Here is a 19,397-nt window from a genome sequence, read left to right as displayed (position 1 = left end):
GGAATAGCAATGGGTCAAAAAGTAAATCCAAATGGTATTCGCCTAGGTATTGTAAAACCTTGGAACTCTACTTGGTTCGCGAATACACAAGATTTCGCCGACAATCTTGACGGTGACTTCAAAGTACGCAAATTCTTAAATAAAGAATTAGCAAACGCTTCGGTTTCACGTATTACTATTGAGCGTCCAGCTAAAAGTATTCGTGTAACAATTCACACAGCTCGCCCTGGTATCGTTATCGGTAAAAAAGGTGAAGATGTTGAAAAATTACGTAACGCAGTGTCTAAAATCGCTGGCGTTCCGGCTCAAATCAACATTTCTGAAGTGAAAAAACCGGAATTAGATGCAAAATTAGTTGCAGACAGCATCGCTTCTCAATTAGAACGTCGTGTAATGTTCCGTCGTGCTATGAAACGTGCAGTACAAAGCGCAATGCGTTTAGGTGCTAAAGGTATCAAAGTTGAGGTTAGCGGTCGTTTAGGTGGTGCAGAAATCGCACGTTCTGAATGGTATCGTGAAGGTCGTGTACCTCTACATACTCTTCGTGCGGACATCGATTATAACACTGCAGAAGCTCATACTACATACGGCGTAATTGGCGTTAAAGTGTGGATCTTCAAAGGTGAAATTTTGGGTGGAATGGCTGCAGTTGCGCAATCAGAACAACAACCTGCCGACAAGCCGAAAAAGGCTCCGCGTGGCAAAGGTCGTAAGTAAGGAGAAACGCTAAATGTTGCAACCAAAACGTACAAAATTCCGTAAAGTTCACAAAGGCCGTAACCGTGGTATCGCGGGTGGTACTGAAGTTAGTTTCGGTACATTCGGGTTAAAAGCAGTTGGTCGTGGTCGTTTAACCGCTCGTCAAATTGAAGCGGCTCGTCGTGCAATGACACGTGCAGTTAAACGTCAAGGTAAAATCTGGATCCGTGTTTTCCCAGATAAACCAATTACTGAAAAACCATTAGAAGTCCGTATGGGTAAAGGTAAAGGTAACGTTGAGTACTGGGTAGCCTTAATCCAACCGGGTAAAGTACTTTATGAAATGGATGGTGTGTCTGAAGAGATCGCAAGACAAGCATTTGCATTAGCAGCTGCTAAATTGCCAATCAAGACTACCTTCGTAACTAAGACGGTGATGTAATGAAAGCTCAAGATTTACGTACAAAAAGTGTTGAAGAGCTGAATGCTGAATTAGTGAACCTTTTAGGTGAACAATTCAAGTTGCGTATGCAAACAGCCACCGGTCAGCTTCAACAAACCCATCAGGCTAAACAAGTGCGTCGTGATATCGCACGCGTTAAAACCATTTTAACCGAGAAGGCGGGTGAGTAATGACTGATAAAATTCGTAGCGTACAAGGTAAAGTAGTTAGCGACAAAATGGAAAAATCTTTCGTTGTTGCTATTGAACGTAAGGTAAAACATCCGTTATACGGTAAATTTATCCGTCGTACAACTAAATTACACGTACACGATGAGAACAACGAAGCCAAATTAGGTGATGTAGTAGAGGTTCGCGAATGTCGTCCTCTTTCTAAAACCAAATCTTGGACTTTAGTTCGCGTTGTTGAGAAAGCAGTTATTGCTTAATTAACAAGTAAAAAATAAAAGCCAATGGCCTGTGCCGTTGGCTTTTTTATTAGTGCTAATAAAATCAATGACTTAGGTGTTATTTTTGGTAAAACTCCGGATTTCGTAGGGGCGTTCTATTGGCAAGAAAAAAGCACCACCGAAGGTGATGCTTTTTGAATCTAGTCGTTTAAAAGATTATTCATCTAAGAAACTGCGCAATGTTTCTGAACGGCTTGGATGACGTAATTTACGTAGGGCTTTCGCTTCAATTTGGCGAATCCGCTCACGGGTTACATCAAATTGTTTACCAACTTCTTCTAATGTGTGATCCGTATTCATGTCGATACCGAAACGCATTCTAAGCACCTTCGCTTCACGTGGTGTTAATCCTTCTAACACTTCATGAGTTGCAACTTTTAGGCTCTGTGCAGTTGCGCTATCGAGCGGTAACTCAAGCGTACTATCTTCGATGAAATCCCCTAAGTGTGAATCATCGTCGTCACCAATTGGAGTTTCCATAGAAATCGGTTCTTTAGCGATTTTTAGCACTTTACGGATTTTATCTTCCGGCATTCCCATTCTTTCAGCCAGTTCTTCCGGAGTTGCCTCACGTCCCATTTCTTGCAACATTTGGCGAGAAATACGGTTTAGCTTATTAATGGTCTCAATCATATGTACCGGAATCCGAATTGTGCGTGCTTGGTCGGCGATTGAACGAGTAATAGCCTGCCGGATCCACCAGGTCGCATAGGTAGAGAATTTATAACCGCGACGATATTCAAATTTATCCACCGCTTTCATCAAGCCGATATTACCTTCTTGAATCAAATCTAAGAATTGTAGGCCGCGATTGGTATATTTTTTCGCAATGGAAATCACTAAACGTAAGTTGGCCTCAACCATTTCTTTTTTCGCGCGACGGGCTTTTTGTTCGCCACGTGCTACGGCATCGCAGATTTCACGAATTTCTAATACGCTCAAATTGCTGCGTTGTTCCAAGAGCGCTAAATTATCAATGGAGAGACGTAACCGTTCTTCGTATTTTGGTAAACGTTTGGCCCAAGATTTTGTGGATTTGAGCGCTTTTTCCAACCAAGTAGGATTGCTGCTGTGGCTTAATACGAGGCTTTCAAATTCGTCTTTCGGCATTCCGGCGATATCAACCAAAACTTTTTGTAATTGGCGTTCTTCCGCTCGAACCTGTTTGATCATATTTTTCATGGCAAAAACTAACTGATCAAATTGTTTTGGGACTAAGCGGAATTGTTTAAAAATTTCACCTAAAAGCGCAATTTGTTCTTTAGCTCGTTTGCCATGACGGCCATGTTTTTCAATGGCTTGTAGCGTTTTGCTGTGCTGAGCTTTTAACTCATAGAATTTCTCACGGGCTAATTCAGGGTCAATGCTGTTATCCGATTCGCTGTCATCGGAAGAGGAATTCTCATCGCTTTCATCTTCTTCCTCATCGGATTCAGCATTAATAGTTTCTGCATTCTCATCATCATCGCTGTGAGCATACTGAACATCGGCATTTTCTTCTTCGATGATATTAGGATCCACAAAGCCGGTGATTAAGTCAGCCAAACGATAATTGCCTTCTTCAACATCAGCATAATGTGCCAATAATGGATTTAAGGCCTCTGGATAAGCAGCAATGGCTCCTTGTACTTCGTCAATCCCCTCTTCAATGCGTTTGGCGATGCTAATTTCATCTTCACGGGTAAGCAAATCAACGGTACCCATTTCGCGCATATACATACGCACAGGGTCAGTTGTTCGGCCAATTTCCGATTCTACGTTGGAGAGAATTTGAGTTGCTTCCTCTACTGCATCTTCATCGGGAATGGTGTCATTGAGCATCATTTCATCGCTTTCCGGTGCTTCATCTAAAACCGGAATGCCTGCATCATTTTGCAGAGTTTGCAAAAGTTTGTCGTAATATTCGGGATCGATCACATCTTCAGGCAGCAAATCATTGATTTCGGCAAAGGTGAGATAACCTTGCGTGCGACCCAATTCCATTAGCTGTTCAATTTGTTCCGAATATTGTTCGGCTGTAGATTGTTGATTTTGTTCCATTTTTATACCCGTTTTGCTTGATTCTGAAGAAAGATAAAGCGCACTTTAAGCGCGCAATTCTACCATTTTTATAGCGGATTAACTAACTGTTTTTTCTGCTCTTCTTTGGATTTTAGGAGGGTAATCAATGCCCCGCGTTCTACCTCGGAAAGCCCTTCGGTTCGCTCTTTAGCAATTAGCATGGCAATGTCCCGTTCAATCGCCTGAATATTTAAGCGACGGTAATTTTGTGAAAAGGCAGTGATAATCTCTGCATCATCGAGTAGATGTTCCCAACTGGCTAGAATTTCAAGGGGGGAGCGATACTCGCTATCTCGAAAATGCTCCAGTATTTGTCCGGTCGAAATACCTTCCCGTTCCCGGCAGAGTGAACTGAGTTGGAGCAATAGTTCAAAGCCTGCTTCATTGCGTAATGCCTGTACTCCAGCAGGAGAAATTCGACTGACCAAATGTGGATTTTGTAATAGTAGTGAAATAACAATCCGCATTGGTGTTTTTTTGATTTTATTTTCCATGCGCGGTTTTGTTATGGGCGCATTAGTTTCCTTCGGTAACAATTCATCCAATTGGCTTTGATCTAGAATACCTACTCGTTGTGCCAGGCTATTACGTAATGCCATACGCAAGGCGTCACCAGGTATTTGCCGGATTAAAGGAGCGGCCAACGCAATTAATTTAGTCTTGCCTTCTTGTGAAGAGAAATCTACTTGTGGGCTTAAATGCGCAAATAGAAAATCCGTTAAGGATTGCGCTTGATTAATATAGGCTTCAAATTTCTCTTGGCCGAATTGACGAATATAGCTATCAGGATCCTCGCCATCAGGTAGGAAAATAAATTTAATTTGTCGTCCATCCTGGAGGTAGGGGAGAGCATTTTCTAAGGCGCGCCAAGCCGCATCCCGTCCGGCACGATCGCCGTCATAGCAACATACGACTTGCTCGGTGACTCGGAATAGTTGTTGAATTTGTTCGGAGGTGGTTGAGGTTCCTAATGAGGCTACCGCGTAATCAACACCAAATTGAGCTAAGGCCACCACATCCATATAACCTTCTACAACTAATAATTTTTCCGGTTGGTCATTTATTTGTAGCGCTTCAAATAACCCGTATAGCTCATTACCTTTGTGATAGGTAATGGTTTCTGGTGAGTTAAGGTATTTGGGTTTTTCATCACCTAATACACGCCCACCAAAAGCAACAGTACGCCCGCGTTTGTCGCGAATTGGAAACATAATACGATGACGGAATTTATCGTAAACCGAACCCCGATCATTGCGCGATAACATGCCTAATTCAAATAAGCGTTGCTGTTCAGCATTATTTTTAGCAAATTGACGCAATACCGTATCCATTGCATTTGGTGCAAAACCAATTTGAAAACGGTGGATGATTTCATCGGATAATCCCCGTTGTTGCAGATAACTTTGTGCGGGAATATTGTAGCTTAATTGCTGCTGATAGAATTGGGCAATTTCCTGCATCAATTCATAAAGGTTGCGTTTGGTTTGATAATCAACCCTTGGTTTGCTGGATTGGCCGTTATTGCGGTTTTCATAAGGCACTTCCAACCCGGCTGCCGCCGCCAATTCCTCAACTGCTTCAACAAATTCCAACTTGTCATAATCCATCAAAAAGGAGATGGCATTGCCTTTTGCTCCGCAACCGAAGCAATAATAGAATTGTTTCTTTTCGCTAACAGTAAAGGAAGGAGTTTTTTCGTGGTGGAAAGGGCAGCAGGCCTGATAGTCACGGCCGGCTTTTTTGAGTTTAACCCGACTATTAATCACATCGACAATATTGGATTTAGTCAGCAAATCATCAATAAATTGGCGAGGAATTAAGCCTTTCATTGATTGTCTCCGTGATACAAAATGACCTTTTTGAAAGCAACAAAACCGTGATCCCAAAGGTTTCACGGTTTATGTTAACTCGAGTTAAGAAATACTATGAATTAGTATAAACGGGTGCTACGCGCGTTTTCGCGAGCATTGCGTTTAGCGTGACGTTTCGCAAGAGTCGATTTTTCACGTTTACGAATAGTTGTTGGTTTTTCGTAAAATTCACGAGCGCGAACTTCCGCTAAGATTCCTGCTTTTTCGCAAGAGCGTTTGAAACGACGTAAAGCTACGTCGAAGGATTCGTTTTCACGTACTTTAATTACAGGCATAAGCCAATCACCTCAATGAGTTTAATTAATTGCAATTTAATTTGTCGAAAGATTCGACAGTTTCAATAAAGGTCGCAATTCTAATCTACTTTACCCTTCAAAGTAAAGGGTGGAATGCGGATTTTCTTGATTTTTGCCCTTTAAACTGGAGAAAAAACCGCAAACAGGGTAGAATTCGCCGCAATTTTTTCCCTATTTTGAAGAGGATAACATGCGGGTTTTAGGTATTGAAACATCTTGCGATGAAACCGGTGTGGCAATTTATGATGAAGAACGCGGTTTGTTGGCTAACCAGCTATATACCCAAATTGCGTTGCATGCTGATTATGGCGGTGTAGTGCCGGAGTTGGCTTCCCGTGATCATATCCGCAAAACTGCGCCATTAATTGATGCGGCTTTAAAAGAAGCCGGTTTGACTGCAGCAGATATTGATGGCGTAGCTTATACTGCAGGTCCGGGGCTTATTGGAGCGCTGCTGGTCGGTTCAACTATTGCCCGTTCGCTTGCTTACGCTTGGAATGTGCCGGCAATTGGTATTCATCATATGGAAGGTCATTTATTAGCACCTATGCTGGATAAGCATCGTCCCGATTTCCCTTTTTTAGCATTATTGGTGTCCGGCGGACACACCCAATTGGTTAAAGTTGAAGGTGTTGGTCAATATCAGGTGATTGGTGAATCGATAGATGATGCGGCTGGAGAAGCCTTTGATAAAACCGCTAAATTATTGGGGTTGGATTATCCTGGTGGTGCGGCATTGGCCCGTTTAGCTAGTGATGGGCATGCCGGTCGTTTTGCTTTCCCTCGCCCAATGACTGATAGACCAGGTTTGGATTTTAGCTTTTCCGGATTAAAAACCTTTGCCGCCAATACGATTAACAAACTAGTGAAGCAAGAGGGCGAGTTATCTGCTCAAAGTAAAGCGGATATCGCCTATGCATTTCAAGAAGCGGTGGTTGATACCTTAGCGATAAAATGCAAACGAGCGTTGCAACAAACCGGCTATAAACGCTTAGTGATTGCCGGGGGGGTAAGCGCTAACCAGCAATTACGGGAAAATTTGGCGCAAATGATGAAAAAATTAGGCGGTGAAGTTTTTTACCCACCACCACAGTTTTGTACCGACAATGGTGCCATGATTGCTTATGCCGGAATGCTCCGTTTGGCGAAAGGTCAACATAGTGGACTGGCTCTTGATATTAAACCACGCTGGCCAATGAGTGAATTACCGGCGATTGAAGGATAAGATATGGAAAATATGATTAAAGTCAGAGCAATGCGTGCCGCAGGTATCGCTTGCTTTGCTGTATTAGCACTGATAGGTCTGTGGATTTTTACGACCCCGAGTGCTGATATCGTGGCCGCTTTAGCGAGTGCCGGACAACTGGTTGGCGGTGGTGCGACCTACGGTACCTTTATGTTAGCAGCTTGCCCACCGGTGGCCGGATTTATTGCCTATTACATGTGGAAATGGATTATTAAATAATGGCTAAACTGTATTTTTACTATTCCACAATGAATGCCGGTAAGTCCACAACCTTGCTACAGTCCGCTTATAATTATCGGGAACGGGATATGCACACCTTGGTGTATACCGCAGCTATCGATGATCGTTTTGGCGCCGGTAAAGTCACTTCCCGTATTGGTATTTCTGAGGATGCCAGACTTTTCCATGCAGGTACCGATCTATGGATGGAAATCAGTGCACAAGCGGCAGCACAGCCATTGCATTGTGTGTTGTTGGATGAAGCTCAATTTCTTACAAAGCAACAGGTTTATCAATTGAGTGATGTCGTGGACAAATTAAATATTCCCGTCCTATGTTATGGTTTGCGTACCGATTTCCAGGCGGAGCTATTTGAAGGGAGTAAATACCTACTGGCTTGGGCTGACCAATTGGAAGAACTTAAAACCATTTGCTATTGCGGACGCAAAGCTAATTTCGTATTGCGTTTAAATGCGCAAGGCGATGTGATTCGCGAAGGCGAACAAATTCAAATCGGCGGTAATGACCGCTATATGTCGGTTTGTCGTTATCATTACAAAGAAAAATGCGGCTTGCTGTAACCTTTTTTACTTTTCTCTTGAGGACAATTTATGCTCAAAAATAAAACCTTAGGCAGCGCATTGATTATTGCGGGCACCAGTATTGGTGCAGGGATGTTGGCAATGCCATTGACCTCGGCGGGTATCGGCTTTGGTTATACTGTGCTCTTGTTGGTCGGGCTCTGGGCTATTTTAAGCTATAGCGGATTGCTATTTGTGGAAGTTTACCAAACCGCCGAATATCTGGATGATGGTGTGGCAACCTTAGCAGAAAAATATTTTGGTGTGCTCGGCCGTGCTTTAGCGACCTTTAGTTTGTTGATTTTATTGTATGCGCTTTCGGCAGCTTATATTACCGGTGGCGGCTCGTTATTGGCCGGTTTACCGACGGCTTTTGGTGGCGAACCATTAGAGTTGAAAACGGCAATTTTATTATTTACCTTGGTGTTGGGTTCCTTCGTGGTGATTGGAACTAAAGGGGTTGATGGTGCTACCCGTATGTTGTTTATCGGTAAATTGATCGCTTTTGCCTTTGTGTTGTTTATGATGCTACCGAAAGTGAAGGTGGATAATTTACTGGCGCTACCATTGGATTACGCTTTTGTTATTTCCGCAGCACCGATTTTCTTCACCTCCTTTGGCTTCCATATCATTATGGGGAGTGTGAATAAATATTTGGATGGCAGCGTGGCTAAATTCCGTCGGGCTATCTTAATTGGTACTTCAATTCCATTGGTGGCTTACTTAGTGTGGCAATTATCAACCCACGGCGTATTAAGTCAGAATGAATTTGTACAAATTCTGAAAGCAGATCCTACGCTCAATGGTCTAGTGAATGCCACCCGAGAAATCACCGGTTCCAATATCATGGGCGAGATTGTGCGGATTTTCTCTTCCCTCGCATTAATCACCTCATTCCTTGGTGTGATGCTGGGGGTATTTGAAGGCTTAGGCGATTTATTTAAACGCTATTCTTTACCGAAAAATCGCCTTGTGTTGAGCGTGGCGGCCTTCCTTCCACCATTAGCATTTGCCTTGTTTTATCCGGAAGGCTTCATTAAAGCCTTGGGATATGCCGGTTTGCTTTGTGCCTTTTATTGTTTGATTTTACCAATCGGCTTGGCTTGGCGTACCCGCGTGACCCATCCAAATTTACCTTATCGAGTGGCAGGTGGTTATCTAACGCTAATTTTAGCGCTCCTCGTTGGCTTATTAATTATGGCGATTCCATTCCTTATCCAAGCAGGCAAACTGCCGGCTGTGGTGGGGTAAGCGATTTAACGTAGCACAAATAAAAGGGCGATCATGGGATCGCCCTTATTTTATGTCTCAAAGCCAATACGCCAAACGCCCCCTAGGAAATTGGAATTTTTCTAAAAATACACTCTAAGTCATTGATTTTATTATGATTGGCTTAAAAACATTTAGAGCATGGCTAACCATTGTTCTTCACTCAATACAGTGACCCCGAGCTCCTGGGCTTTGGTCAATTTGGAACCCGCAGCATCGCCGGCAATGACAAAATCTGTCTTAGCCGATACCGAACCGCTGACTTTGGCGCCTAATTCTTGTAGTCGGGCTTTGGCTTCAGAGCGTCCCATTTGGCTTAAGGTGCCGGTTAATACCACGGTTTTACCATTGAACGGATTCTCACCCACGATTTTTTCCTCAACGGCAGGCCAATGTACTCCTTGTTTGAGTAAATCCTCAACCACCGCCACATTATGGGCTTCGCGCCAGAACACAAAAATCCGGTTAGCGACCACTTCGCCCACATCGGGAACTTCCTGCAAGGCGTCTAAATCCGCAGCCTGCAAGGCTTCCAAGGTTTTGAAGTGATTTGCTAAGTTCAGCGCAGTGGCCTCTCCGACTTCACGGATGCCAAGGGCAAAAATAAACCGCGCTAAGGTGGTTTGTTTGGCTTTTTGCAGACTGGCTAAGGCATTTTGTGCGGATTTCTCGGCCATGCGTTCTAAGCAGCATAGGGTTGTTAAATCCAATTTAAATAGGTCGGCAGGCGTATGTATCAATTCGCGATCGACTAATTGCTCAATTAATTTCGCACCGACGCCGTCGATATCCATGGCTTTGCGAGAGACGAAATGTTTCAACGCTTCTTTGCGCTGTGCTGCGCAAATTAAGCCGCCAGTGCAACGGGCGACCGCTTCGCCATCAATCCGTACAATTAAGGAATCACACACCGGGCAATGGGTTGGGAAAATAATCGGTTTGGCATCGGCCGGACGTCGCTCATGCAATACCCCGATAATTTGCGGGATGACATCACCGGCGCGGCGCACCACTACGGTATCACCAATCGCTAAATCTAAACGGGCGATTTCATCGCCGTTATGCAAGGTTGCATTACTGACGGTAACACCCGCTACAAAAACCGGTTCTAGTTTTGCCACCGGTGTAACTGCACCGGTACGGCCAACCTGGAATTCAACATCGTTGAGGCGGGTAAGTTGCTCCTGAGCCGGGAATTTATAGGCAATCGCCCAGCGCGGTGCTTTGGAAATAAAACCCAGACGTTGTTGTAGCTCGATATCATTGATTTTCAGCACCGTACCATCGATGTCGTAACCCAGTTCACTACGCTTGCTTTGGATATCTTGATAGAAATCGAGCACCGCATCTACGCCTTCGCACAGACGAATTTCTGCATTAACCGGAATCCCAATGGTTTTTAGCCATTGTAATCGTTCATATTGCCCTTGGGGTAATTCTGCACCTTCTGCCACGCCAATGCTATAAGCATTAAAACTGAGTGGACGCTTACTGGTGATATTAGGATCTAATTGGCGTAATGAACCGGCTGCTGCGTTGCGTGGATTGGCAAAGGTTTTCTCTCCGTGTTCCAAGGCATGTTCGTTCAAGCGTTCAAATCCTGCATGCGGCATAAAGACTTCACCGCGTACTTCTAAACGGGCTGGTGGGTTATCGCTGAGCAGTTGTAAGGGGATATTACGAATCGTGCGGATATTGGCGGTGATATCTTCACCGGTAGTGCCATCCCCACGGGTTGCCGCTTGGCTGAGAATGCCGTTTACATACAGAATACTTACCGCCAAACCGTCTAATTTGGGTTCACAACAAAAAGTTAGCGGTTGCGGCAACAGCCCTAGGCGATCTTCGATGCGTTTGACGAAAGCAAAAAATTCTTCGTCGCTAAAGGCGTTATCGAGGGATAGCATCGGGATTTCATGACGAATTTGAGCAAAGGCCGATAACGGTTTGGCGCCAACCCGTTGGGTCGGTGAGTCGGCGGTGATCAACTCAGGATGGGCGGCTTCTAATGCTTTGAGTTGATGGAATAACTTATCGTATTCCGCATCGGGGATGGTTGGGTTATCCAACACATGATATTCATATTCATAACGGCGTAATGCCTGACGTAAATTGTCGAGTTGTTGGGGAATGTTCATAAAAGTCCTAATTGATGAAATAAATTGACCGCACTTCGGCAGGAAATGCGGTCAATCGTCAAGGATGGAAAAGAGTTAACTGACTCGGGCGAGGTAGGCCGCTTCCGTTTGTTCGTCGAGGATTTCTTCTTCCTCGGTTAATACCGCACCGCCTAAGTCTTCGGCTAGGGTTTTGGCTGCCCGCAACATCATTTTGAGGTTGGCTAAATCGGAACCCGGTGATGGCAATTGCATAAACAACACAACACCTTCGGTATTGAATTCTGCCATATTGTAAGGATCGAAGGTGCCCGGTTGTTCGAGGTTCGCCAAACTGAATAAAATCGGACTGGCAATACTTAAATCTAAGTGACGGTGGTAAAGGCCGTCATCACCCCAAATAAAGCCCAAATTATCTAACGCTTGCGCTAAATAAGGTCCGTAGAATTCGCGGTTATGGGCGGCGATGACATAAAGTTGAATAAAGCCACTGGTTTGTTTTTGTTGTTTGGATACTTCGGCTTGTACCGTATTGAAATGGACCGCCGGCCCTTCTTCATAGCCATTGAGTGACATTTCAGCCAATTCCGCGCGCAATTCCGGTGAAGAGGAATTAATTCCTTCATCGCCCGCTTGGTGTTCCAATTCGGCTAAGGTTATTTCGCAGACCTTTGGATTACTGTTGATTGGCGGATATTCAATTGGCTGTGGAGCCGCCAGCGGTGCGACCTGGGTAGGACGCATTTGATAATCCGGAGTTTGCGGAGCCGGTTGATTTGGAATGGAGATTTTGATGTCATCTACGCTACGTTCACGGGGCTGCGCTGCTTCTTCAAAATTGAGCGCTTGCTGTACTGCCTTCGGTGCGCTCGTTTGGGATGGGCTACGCGCCGCGTTGAACACCGGCTGTTCTTGAGGTGGTGGCATACTGTCCCCTTCACCGACCCGGCGCAAACCGGATGTATTGCGATTGAAGGTGTTGGCATTTTGAAAATATTTTGATTTCTCACGGCGATTTGACCATAATCCGTGCACCACAAGGGCGATTAATGCAATCACCCCAAGAATAATCAAAATAGTATTGAAGTCCATTTTTGCTCCTTACGCGCAATAAAAGTGCGTCAATCCTAGCATATTTTGGAGGGGGAAAAAATAGGGCGAAAAATTGAATTTGTCGCGCCTGCCGTGGTCTTTAGCGGGCATTTATCATAAATCAAGGAAAGCGAATGTTTAATCTCAACGAGGCGAAAAATGCCTTTCAATATTTTGTTACCGGTTGGCATCTGATCTGTCAAAAAGGCTTGCGCCGTTTTGTGATTATGCCGATTTTGTTGAACATCCTGCTGCTCAGCAGTTTGTTTTGGCTATTCATCAACCAGGTTTCCGGTTGGATTGACTTCATGATGAGCTTTGTGCCTGATTGGCTCAGCTTTTTAAGTGTCATTTTGCTGATTTGTTCTATCGGCATGGTGTTGCTGTTGTTTTATTTTGTGTTTAATACCTTATCCAATTTTATTGCTGCGCCGTTTAATGGGCTATTGGCGGAGAAAGTGGAAAAAATGCTGACCGGCGAAGAGATCAACGATGATAATCTGTGGGATGTGATGAAAGATGTGCCGCGTATGTTAAAGCGTGAGTGGCAAAAACTTTGGTACAGTTTACCAAAAATTATTGCATTGTTTTTATTAGGATTTATTCCTCTGGTTGGACAAACTATCGTGCCGGTGTTGGCGTTTTTATTCACCTGTTGGATGATGGCCATTCAATATTGCGATTATCCGTTCGATAACCACAAAGTGTCCTTTGCGGTGATGAAAAGTGCGCTTGGCCAACAACGTACACAAAATCTGACATTCGGTGCATTGGTGAGCGGTTGTGCAATGGTGCCTTTTGTGAACTTTTTAGTGATGCCGGTAGCGGTATGTGCCGCAACCGTCATGTGGGTGGAAAATTACCGGAGCCATTGGCGTTTCGAACCAATGCCGCATAGCGGCCAAGGTGGCGGACGCGATGTTGGTACGCCTCGCGGTACGGCTGTTGCCCCTAAAGACAATCAAATAGTGCAGTAAAATCAATAGGATAAATATTTTTATTGGCAACCTTAATAAAATCAATGGGTTAGCTGTTATTTAGGGCAGAAAGTTTGAAATGGTAGGGGCGTTTTAAGCGTACACATTACCGTGGAAATCCTTTACAATAACCCGAATCTTTCAACTTAAAAGGACAAGCAAATGATCATCGTTACCGGCGGCGCTGGCTTTATCGGCAGCAATATCGTAAAAGCGCTCAACGACATGGGCCGCAAAGACATTTTAGTGGTGGATAACTTAAAAGACGGTACTAAATTCGTGAATTTGGTGGATTTAGACATTGCCGACTATTGTGATAAAGAGGATTTCATTGCCTCTATTATTGCCGGCGATGAATTCGGTAAAATCGATGCGGTATTCCATGAAGGTGCTTGCTCGGCAACCACTGAATGGGATGGCAAATACATCATGCATAACAACTATGAATATTCTAAAGAGTTGTTGCATTATTGCTTAGAACGCCAAATTCCATTCCTTTATGCATCTAGCGCTGCGACTTACGGCGATAAAACCGAGTTCCGCGAAGAGCGTGAATTTGAAGGTCCATTAAATGTGTACGGCTATTCTAAATTCCAATTCGACCAATATGTTCGTAATATTTTGCCGGAAGCACAATCACCGGTATGTGGATTCCGTTATTTCAACGTGTATGGACCGCGTGAGGGGCATAAAGGCTCAATGGCCAGCGTGGCGTTCCATTTGAATAAACAGATCTTAAATGGTGAAAATCCGAAATTATTTGCCGGCAGCGAACATTTCCGCCGTGACTTTGTGTATGTAGGCGATGTTGCTGCTGTCAATATTTGGTGCTGGCAGCACGGTATTTCCGGGATTTTTAACTGCGGTAGTGGCAATGCGGAATCCTTCGCCGAAGTTGCTAAAGCAGTAATTAAATTCCACGGCAAAGGCCAAGTGGAAACCATTCCATTCCCGGAACACTTGAAATCCCGTTATCAAGAATTTACGCAAGCTAACCTCGATAAATTACGTGCAACGGGTTATGACAAACCGTTTAAAAATGTTGCCGAAGGCGTGGCGGAATATATGGCTTGGTTAAATCGCAAGTAACTGCTGTTGCCGAGGGAGATAAAAAGCCGCGTTTTTGATAAATTGCGGCTTTTTTATTACATGTCTAATAAAATCAATGGGTTAGGTTTGTTTTTAAGAAAAACTTTTAAAATCATCGGGGCGTTTGCTGGCGGAGACTGAGATGAAGATATATTTGCAGGCGACACATTGCTTTATGGCTGAAGGGGCCGACGATAAAACCCTGCGGGTGCAATTACAGATGTTGGGGATTGATGGCCGGCGTTTGACCCGCTTTAGCCAATTGATATTGCTGGGGGCTTTACCATTGGCGGATAAACTGCAGGGGCAAACGGCGATTTTTTGTGGTTCGCCGTTTAATTCGCCTCGGAAATTCGACAAAATGTTTGAAAATCTGATGCAGCATAATTTGCCATCGCCCTTGGATTTTATGGCTAATCTCAATAATGCGGCGACCTTTCAATTGGCACAGGCTTTACAAACCCATGGCAATGCGATTTTTTTAGCGCTAAATCGGCAAAGCTATTGGCAGCCGTTAGCGCTGGCAATCTTGGAATTGTTGGATAACGATTGTGAGCAGGCGTTAGTCGGTTGGGGACTAGAAAGCATCACGGAAAATACAACGGAACGCGAAGGCGCGGTATTTTGGTTATTAGGGACATCACCAATACCGGCACTGGCCGAAGTGGAGTTTATAACGGAGGATGCATCGGAAATGCCGGCTGGGGATTTTTTAGCACCATCTATGGCGATGCTGGAACAACTAAAAAGGGAAGCTGTTTTGCTTCCCTTGAGTGATGGTCGGGCTATTCGCCTTGCCAGCGTTTAAAAATTAATGAAGTATTAACTCCGCCAAAGGCAAAGTTATTGTTCATGACATAATCCGTTTGAATGGAGCGGAAATCTCCTTGGATATAATCTAGCGCGCCACAACGTTCATCTACGTTAGTTAAGTTGAGAGTCGGTACGAAACGGCCATCCCGCATCATTTCAATGGAAAACCAAGATTCTAATGCTCCACAAGCCCCTAGTGTGTGGCCGAGATAGCTTTTTTGTGAGCTCAACGGAATCTTTCCAAAGAGCGCGGCAGTCGCTTGAGTCTCAGCAATATCACCCTGTTCGGTAGCAGTACCATGGCCGTTTACATAGCCTATTTTCTCCGGCGTGAGATTAGCGTCTTGTAGGGCCAACTCCATGCAGCGTTGCATGGTTTCTTTTTGTGGGCGGGTGACATGAGTGCCATCACTATTGGCTCCGTAACCAACTACTTCGGCAATGATTCGCGCACCACGCGCTTTCGCATGCTCCAATTCTTCCAACACAAAAATTCCGGCACCTTCACCAATCACCAAACCATCGCGGGCAGCGTCATAAGGGCGTGGAGTGAGTTCCGGATGGGCATTGTTACGGCTAGCGGCATAGAGCGAATCGAAGACATAGACCTCGGACGGACAGAATTCTTCCGCGCCACCGGCCAACATCATTGGAATCAGGCCGTACTTAATTGATTCGTAGGCGTAACCAATGCCTTGGCTACCAGAGGAACAGGCGCTAGAGGTTGGAATGATGCGCCCTTGTAGGCCAAAGAAAATACCAATATTTGCCGCGGCGGTGTGTGGCATCATGCGCACATAGGTATTGGCGTTAAAACCGTCGGATTTGCCGGTCATCAGTAACTCGGCAGCATCTTTAATATCGTTGGTGGAACCGGTTGACGAACCGCAAGCTACACCCATCCGCCCATCCTGTAGGTATGTTAGTACTTCGCCATTTTCGTCCAGCAGACCTGCATCGGCTAAGGCGCGTTCGGCTGCTTCTACGGCAAATTGGGAAACCCGTCCTAAACTTCTTAGCTTCTTGCGGTTCCAGTGTGCTGGTGGTGTGTAATCATCGATGCGTGCGCCTAAACGGGCCTCCAGTTCAGGATAGCGTTCAGCCCAATCAGCAAAGCTTTGTACCGCATTGCGTTGGTCAGCAAAAGCACGACGAATACTGTCCCAATCCTTACCAAAGGCGGTGATGCCACCAATACCTGTAATGACAACTCGTTTCATATTTTTTTATCCTTAACACAATCCGCCATTAACCCCAATCACCTGACGGGTGATATAGGCGGCTTTTTCATCCATCAGAAAATCCACTGCATGTGCCACTTCATCGGCATTTCCCATTCGACCAAGCGGGATCATTTTCATGATTTCATCCAAGGGTAGGTTTTCATCTAAAATTTCGGTATCAATTAAGCCGGGGGCGACACAATTGACGGTAATTTTACGTTTAGCCAATTCCACGGCCAATGCTTTGGCAGCACCGATAAGTCCGGCTTTAGATGCACTGTAGTTGACTTGTCCACGATTACCAATGATCCCGGAAACTGAGGTAATACAAACGATGCGACCGGCTTTACGACGACGGATTAACGGCATCATAATCGGGTGTAAAACGTTATAGAAACCATCGAGGTTGGTACGTAATACACAATCCCAATCCTCTTCGGTCAGTGCCGGAAAGGCATTATCTCGGGTCAGTCCGGCATTTAGTACCACACCATAGTATGCACCGTGTTGTTCGATATCGGCAGTTAATATCGCTGCAGCTTGGGCGCGATCGGATACATCGAATTGTAAGACGCGCGCTTGCTGACCAAGGACACGGATGGCTTCGGCGGTGGCCTCAGCTTCTTCAATCCGACTACGACAATGAAGGACGATATCATAGCCGCTGTGTGCCAAACGAAGGGCAATAGCCTTACCGATACCTCGGCTGGAGCCTGTAATTAAAATGGTTTGTTGCATGATGTTCCTTGGGTTCTTTTGTAGTTAGGCTGTTTGCGGACGATAGACATTCAGGGATCCTTCAACGAGAACTTGATTCTCCTGTATATCGACCAGTTGACAGTCAAATACGCCGAATCCGCTGGTGTCTTCAATAGAAAGATGAATACTGATTTTCAATGGTCGTGCAATTGGTAATTGTGCACAGTGGATACTAAGTTTACGGGAACCAATCCAATAGCCTAGACCAATTGGTTTGCCGGCTTTCACACATTGGATTCCCGCCCAGGCGGCTACACCTTGAGCCATTATTTCTGCTCCCATGAGGCTATCGATGATTCCTTTTTTTGCTAGCAGACAATGCTCATCGAGCGTGGTCTCGGCCTCTAGAAAGTCTGTACCAAAATTCGTGATTTTATCTAGCAGCACCATTTTCCCGCTATGTGGTAACAACGGCGAGATTTGTCGAATCGGTAAACTTAAATCAAGCATACGCTTCTCCTAAAATTAATACCGCGTTATTACCGCCAAAGGCAAAGGAACTGCTGGCAGCGATGCGACGCCCTTGTGGCCAGCAACTTTGTTCATCGGTTAGGGAAATTGTTGCTAATTCATTATCGGTTTGCTTATCCCATAATTGTGCAGGCAGTTTACCTTGCGGATTGAGGCGACGGTCGATCATGCCATAACAAAGCGCTGCTTCAATGGCGCCTGCTGCACCAAGCGTATGGCCGGTGTAAGGCTTGGTTGACGTGCATGGGGTGTGTGCGCCAAAAACATGATTTACTGTTAGCGCTTCCATTTGATCGTTATGCTGCGTTCCTGTGCCATGCAAATTAATCCAACCGACAGAGGAGGCATCTATTGCTGCATTTTGTAGTGCAGTTTTAAAGGCCTCTATTGCACCACGACCTTCCGGATGGGGGGAAGACATATGGTAGGCATCACTACTAGCGCCATAACCGAGTAGTTGAATACTGCTGTCGCTAAGTTGTTCTCGACTAAGCACGAATAGTGCGGCTCCCTCACCAATATTGATGCCGTTACGATTGACGGAAAACGGATTGGAACGCTGTTTATTTAAAACTGAAAGGGAGTTAAATCCCTTGACGGTCAATGGTGATAGGGTGTCGACACCACCGCATAACACGGCATCACAAAGGCCCGCATTGAGTAATCGTGCTGCGCTCATTAAGGCTTTAGCACCGGAAGTACAGGCTGTTGAAATACCGTAGGTTGGGCCTCCTAAACCATATTGCGCAGCCAGAAAATCCGCAGGTGCAGAAAAATATTGTTGCTGTTGGTTAAATGGTGCGCCTGACCAGTCATTAGGATGCTCGGACTCATATTTAAATACTGGGATATTTTCATCAACACCAGTCGTGGATGTGCCGATAATAACGGCGATCCGATGTGCTCCGAAACGAGTGATAGCTTTTTGCAGAATATCCTCAATTTGAGCCATAGCATGCCATACCAATTGGTTGTTACGACTACGATGCTGGAGGGCAAGCTCAGTATCAAAAGGGCGTAGTGGAACATCAACGACGCCTAATACTCGAGTGTCATCATCAATTTGATGACGTTGACGGATACAATCGCTCTCCTGTAATGGACTGGATTGATTAGCTAGTAATTTTTCAATGTGTTGTTCGAGACCTTCTCCCAGGCTGCTGATAATAGCCGGGTGGTTGATAAAGGATGCAATCATATTATGGTTTATTAGAATTTTCGGTAAGTTCAGTAATGCGCCAGTGACTACTATCGGCTAATTGGATCAGCCAATAGCCGGGTAGTGATTGGGTGCACCATAGAAAGTTATTGTGCTGTTTATAACAGCGAGTGTTTTCGGCTGATATGTCAGATGACAGCGCAAACAGCGGTTGTGTGGGGTTAAATGCACTGGCAAGTGCTGAGTATAGCCATTGTGCCTGACGATTCGGCATGATAAAGCCATCATTCTGCCAACCTTGCTTCGACAATAGTACGCGCGCTAAAGGAGTACCCAACGCATCAGTTTGTACCCAACGCCATTGTTTTGGGGTGGTTTGCAAACTGAGTAGACTGGCTTGTTGTAGCTGATTTTGCTGATCCAATTGCTCCACTTTAAAAAGCCGATTGGGAGTTGTTTGCTGTGGTAGCTGAAGCGGCTGCGGTAGCGTTGAGCAGGCGGTCAGGAAACAGCATAGCAACAAAGAAGAATAGAATTTAATCAT

22 protein-coding genes are annotated in these 19,397 nt (G+C 45.0%); 12 read left to right on the top strand and 10 right to left on the bottom strand.

The features are described from left to right. The first annotated feature begins 9 nt into the window (after window positions 1–9). Genes rpsC through CKV74_RS10620 form a run of 5 tightly spaced genes read left to right on the top strand, consistent with a single transcriptional unit; the run spans window position 10 to window position 1,748 of the window. Entirely contained in the window at window positions 10–717 is a 708-nt protein-coding gene (gene rpsC / locus CKV74_RS02045) for a 30S ribosomal protein S3 (RefSeq protein ID WP_007243666.1), read from the top strand. 13 nt (window positions 718–730) lie between these two features. Next, window positions 731–1,141, top strand: coding sequence for a 50S ribosomal protein L16 (gene rplP / locus CKV74_RS02040; RefSeq protein WP_005695088.1), 411 nt, complete (start codon window positions 731–733; stop codon window positions 1,139–1,141). Continuing rightward, on the top strand, window positions 1,141–1,332 hold the full coding sequence (rpmC, locus tag CKV74_RS02035) for a 50S ribosomal protein L29 (RefSeq protein ID WP_007243660.1): 192 nt from the start codon (window positions 1,141–1,143) through the stop codon (window positions 1,330–1,332). The genes rplP and rpmC overlap by 1 nt, the downstream gene beginning before the upstream one ends. Further along, window positions 1,332–1,589 carry a 30S ribosomal protein S17 gene (rpsQ, locus tag CKV74_RS02030; protein WP_007243661.1) on the top strand — a complete coding sequence of 86 codons (258 nt, stop codon included), beginning with the start codon at window positions 1,332–1,334 and terminating at the stop codon, window positions 1,587–1,589. The genes rpmC and rpsQ overlap by 1 nt, the downstream gene beginning before the upstream one ends. Before the next feature lie 24 nt (window positions 1,590–1,613). Next, window positions 1,614–1,748 carry a hypothetical protein gene (locus CKV74_RS10620; protein WP_258554533.1) on the top strand — a complete coding sequence of 45 codons (135 nt, stop codon included), beginning with the start codon at window positions 1,614–1,616 and terminating at the stop codon, window positions 1,746–1,748. Between the two features lie 18 nt (window positions 1,749–1,766). On the opposite strand, the gene rpoD is transcribed toward CKV74_RS10620, so the two are convergent. The 3 genes from rpoD to rpsU form a co-directional block, all read right to left on the bottom strand. Further along, window positions 1,767–3,650 carry an RNA polymerase sigma factor RpoD gene (gene rpoD, locus CKV74_RS02025; protein WP_007243663.1) on the bottom strand — a complete coding sequence of 628 codons (1,884 nt, stop codon included), beginning with the start codon at window positions 3,648–3,650 and terminating at the stop codon, window positions 1,767–1,769. 68 nt (window positions 3,651–3,718) lie between these two features. Continuing rightward, window positions 3,719–5,500 (bottom strand): DNA primase, encoded by a 1,782-nt coding sequence (gene dnaG / locus CKV74_RS02020; protein WP_095176670.1) that lies wholly within the window; start codon window positions 5,498–5,500, stop codon window positions 3,719–3,721. Between the two features lie 101 nt (window positions 5,501–5,601). Beyond that, on the bottom strand, window positions 5,602–5,817 hold the full coding sequence (rpsU, locus tag CKV74_RS02015) for a 30S ribosomal protein S21 (protein WP_007243467.1): 216 nt from the start codon (window positions 5,815–5,817) through the stop codon (window positions 5,602–5,604). Between the two features lie 211 nt (window positions 5,818–6,028). On the opposite strand from rpsU, the gene tsaD reads away from it, so the two are divergent. Genes tsaD through CKV74_RS01995 form a run of 4 tightly spaced genes read left to right on the top strand, consistent with a single transcriptional unit; the run spans window position 6,029 to window position 9,135 of the window. Next, on the top strand, window positions 6,029–7,063 hold the full coding sequence (gene tsaD, locus CKV74_RS02010) for a tRNA (adenosine(37)-N6)-threonylcarbamoyltransferase complex transferase subunit TsaD (protein WP_095176669.1): 1,035 nt from the start codon (window positions 6,029–6,031) through the stop codon (window positions 7,061–7,063). 3 nt (window positions 7,064–7,066) lie between these two features. Continuing rightward, window positions 7,067–7,303 carry a hypothetical protein gene (locus CKV74_RS02005; protein ID WP_007243444.1) on the top strand — a complete coding sequence of 79 codons (237 nt, stop codon included), beginning with the start codon at window positions 7,067–7,069 and terminating at the stop codon, window positions 7,301–7,303. Continuing rightward, window positions 7,303–7,884, top strand: coding sequence for a thymidine kinase (locus tag CKV74_RS02000; protein ID WP_007243456.1), 582 nt, complete (start codon window positions 7,303–7,305; stop codon window positions 7,882–7,884). The genes CKV74_RS02005 and CKV74_RS02000 overlap by 1 nt, the downstream gene beginning before the upstream one ends. Before the next feature lie 30 nt (window positions 7,885–7,914). Then, a complete protein-coding gene (locus CKV74_RS01995) occupies window positions 7,915–9,135 on the top strand; it encodes an aromatic amino acid transporter (protein WP_007243459.1) in 1,221 nt (406 codons plus the stop codon). A gap of 152 nt (window positions 9,136–9,287) precedes the next feature. Here CKV74_RS01995 and ligA read toward each other — a convergent pair whose 3' ends face one another. Continuing rightward, window positions 9,288–11,291 carry an NAD-dependent DNA ligase LigA gene (gene ligA / locus CKV74_RS01990; protein ID WP_007243469.1) on the bottom strand — a complete coding sequence of 668 codons (2,004 nt, stop codon included), beginning with the start codon at window positions 11,289–11,291 and terminating at the stop codon, window positions 9,288–9,290. A 75-nt stretch (window positions 11,292–11,366) separates the two neighbouring features. Then, on the bottom strand, window positions 11,367–12,362 hold the full coding sequence (gene zipA, locus CKV74_RS01985) for a cell division protein ZipA (RefSeq protein ID WP_007243484.1): 996 nt from the start codon (window positions 12,360–12,362) through the stop codon (window positions 11,367–11,369). 134 nt (window positions 12,363–12,496) lie between these two features. Here zipA and cysZ point away from each other — a divergent pair, with 134 nt between their 5' ends. The 3 genes from cysZ (at window position 12,497) to CKV74_RS01970 (ending at window position 15,236) form a co-directional block, all read left to right on the top strand. Continuing rightward, entirely contained in the window at window positions 12,497–13,339 is an 843-nt protein-coding gene (cysZ, locus tag CKV74_RS01980; RefSeq protein WP_007243471.1) for a sulfate transporter CysZ, read from the top strand. 162 nt (window positions 13,340–13,501) lie between these two features. Then, window positions 13,502–14,428, top strand: a complete 927-nt coding sequence (rfaD, locus tag CKV74_RS01975) for an ADP-glyceromanno-heptose 6-epimerase (RefSeq protein WP_007243473.1) — start codon at window positions 13,502–13,504, stop codon at window positions 14,426–14,428. A 142-nt stretch (window positions 14,429–14,570) separates the two neighbouring features. Next, a complete protein-coding gene (locus CKV74_RS01970) occupies window positions 14,571–15,236 on the top strand; it encodes a beta-ketoacyl synthase chain length factor (RefSeq protein ID WP_094188671.1) in 666 nt (221 codons plus the stop codon). Here CKV74_RS01970 and CKV74_RS01965 read toward each other — a convergent pair. The 5 genes from CKV74_RS01965 to CKV74_RS01945 are packed head-to-tail and all read right to left on the bottom strand — an operon-like array spanning window position 15,214 to window position 19,397. After that, window positions 15,214–16,461 carry a beta-ketoacyl-ACP synthase gene (locus tag CKV74_RS01965; protein ID WP_007243447.1) on the bottom strand — a complete coding sequence of 416 codons (1,248 nt, stop codon included), beginning with the start codon at window positions 16,459–16,461 and terminating at the stop codon, window positions 15,214–15,216. The two genes, CKV74_RS01970 and CKV74_RS01965, sit on opposite strands and share 23 nt — an antisense overlap. A gap of 12 nt (window positions 16,462–16,473) precedes the next feature. Beyond that, window positions 16,474–17,202 carry a 3-oxoacyl-ACP reductase FabG gene (gene fabG, locus CKV74_RS01960; protein ID WP_007243476.1) on the bottom strand — a complete coding sequence of 243 codons (729 nt, stop codon included), beginning with the start codon at window positions 17,200–17,202 and terminating at the stop codon, window positions 16,474–16,476. A gap of 24 nt (window positions 17,203–17,226) precedes the next feature. Continuing rightward, a complete protein-coding gene (locus CKV74_RS01955; RefSeq protein ID WP_007243465.1) occupies window positions 17,227–17,673 on the bottom strand; it encodes a hotdog family protein in 447 nt (148 codons plus the stop codon). Then, window positions 17,666–18,892: a beta-ketoacyl-ACP synthase gene (locus CKV74_RS01950; RefSeq protein ID WP_007243483.1), complete on the bottom strand. Its 1,227-nt coding sequence runs from the start codon at window positions 18,890–18,892 to the stop codon at window positions 17,666–17,668. Before CKV74_RS01950 ends, CKV74_RS01955 begins: the two co-directional genes overlap by 8 nt. Before the next feature lies 1 nt (window position 18,893). Beyond that, window positions 18,894–19,397 carry a hypothetical protein gene (locus tag CKV74_RS01945; RefSeq protein WP_007243442.1) on the bottom strand — a complete coding sequence of 168 codons (504 nt, stop codon included), beginning with the start codon at window positions 19,395–19,397 and terminating at the stop codon, window positions 18,894–18,896.

It is taken from the genome of Haemophilus pittmaniae, assembly GCF_900186995.1.
Taxonomy (GTDB): Bacteria; Pseudomonadota; Gammaproteobacteria; order Enterobacterales; family Pasteurellaceae; genus Haemophilus_D; species Haemophilus_D pittmaniae.
The sequence above is the reverse complement of the archived record's forward strand: the minus strand, read 5'-3'. Positions and strand labels throughout refer to the sequence as shown.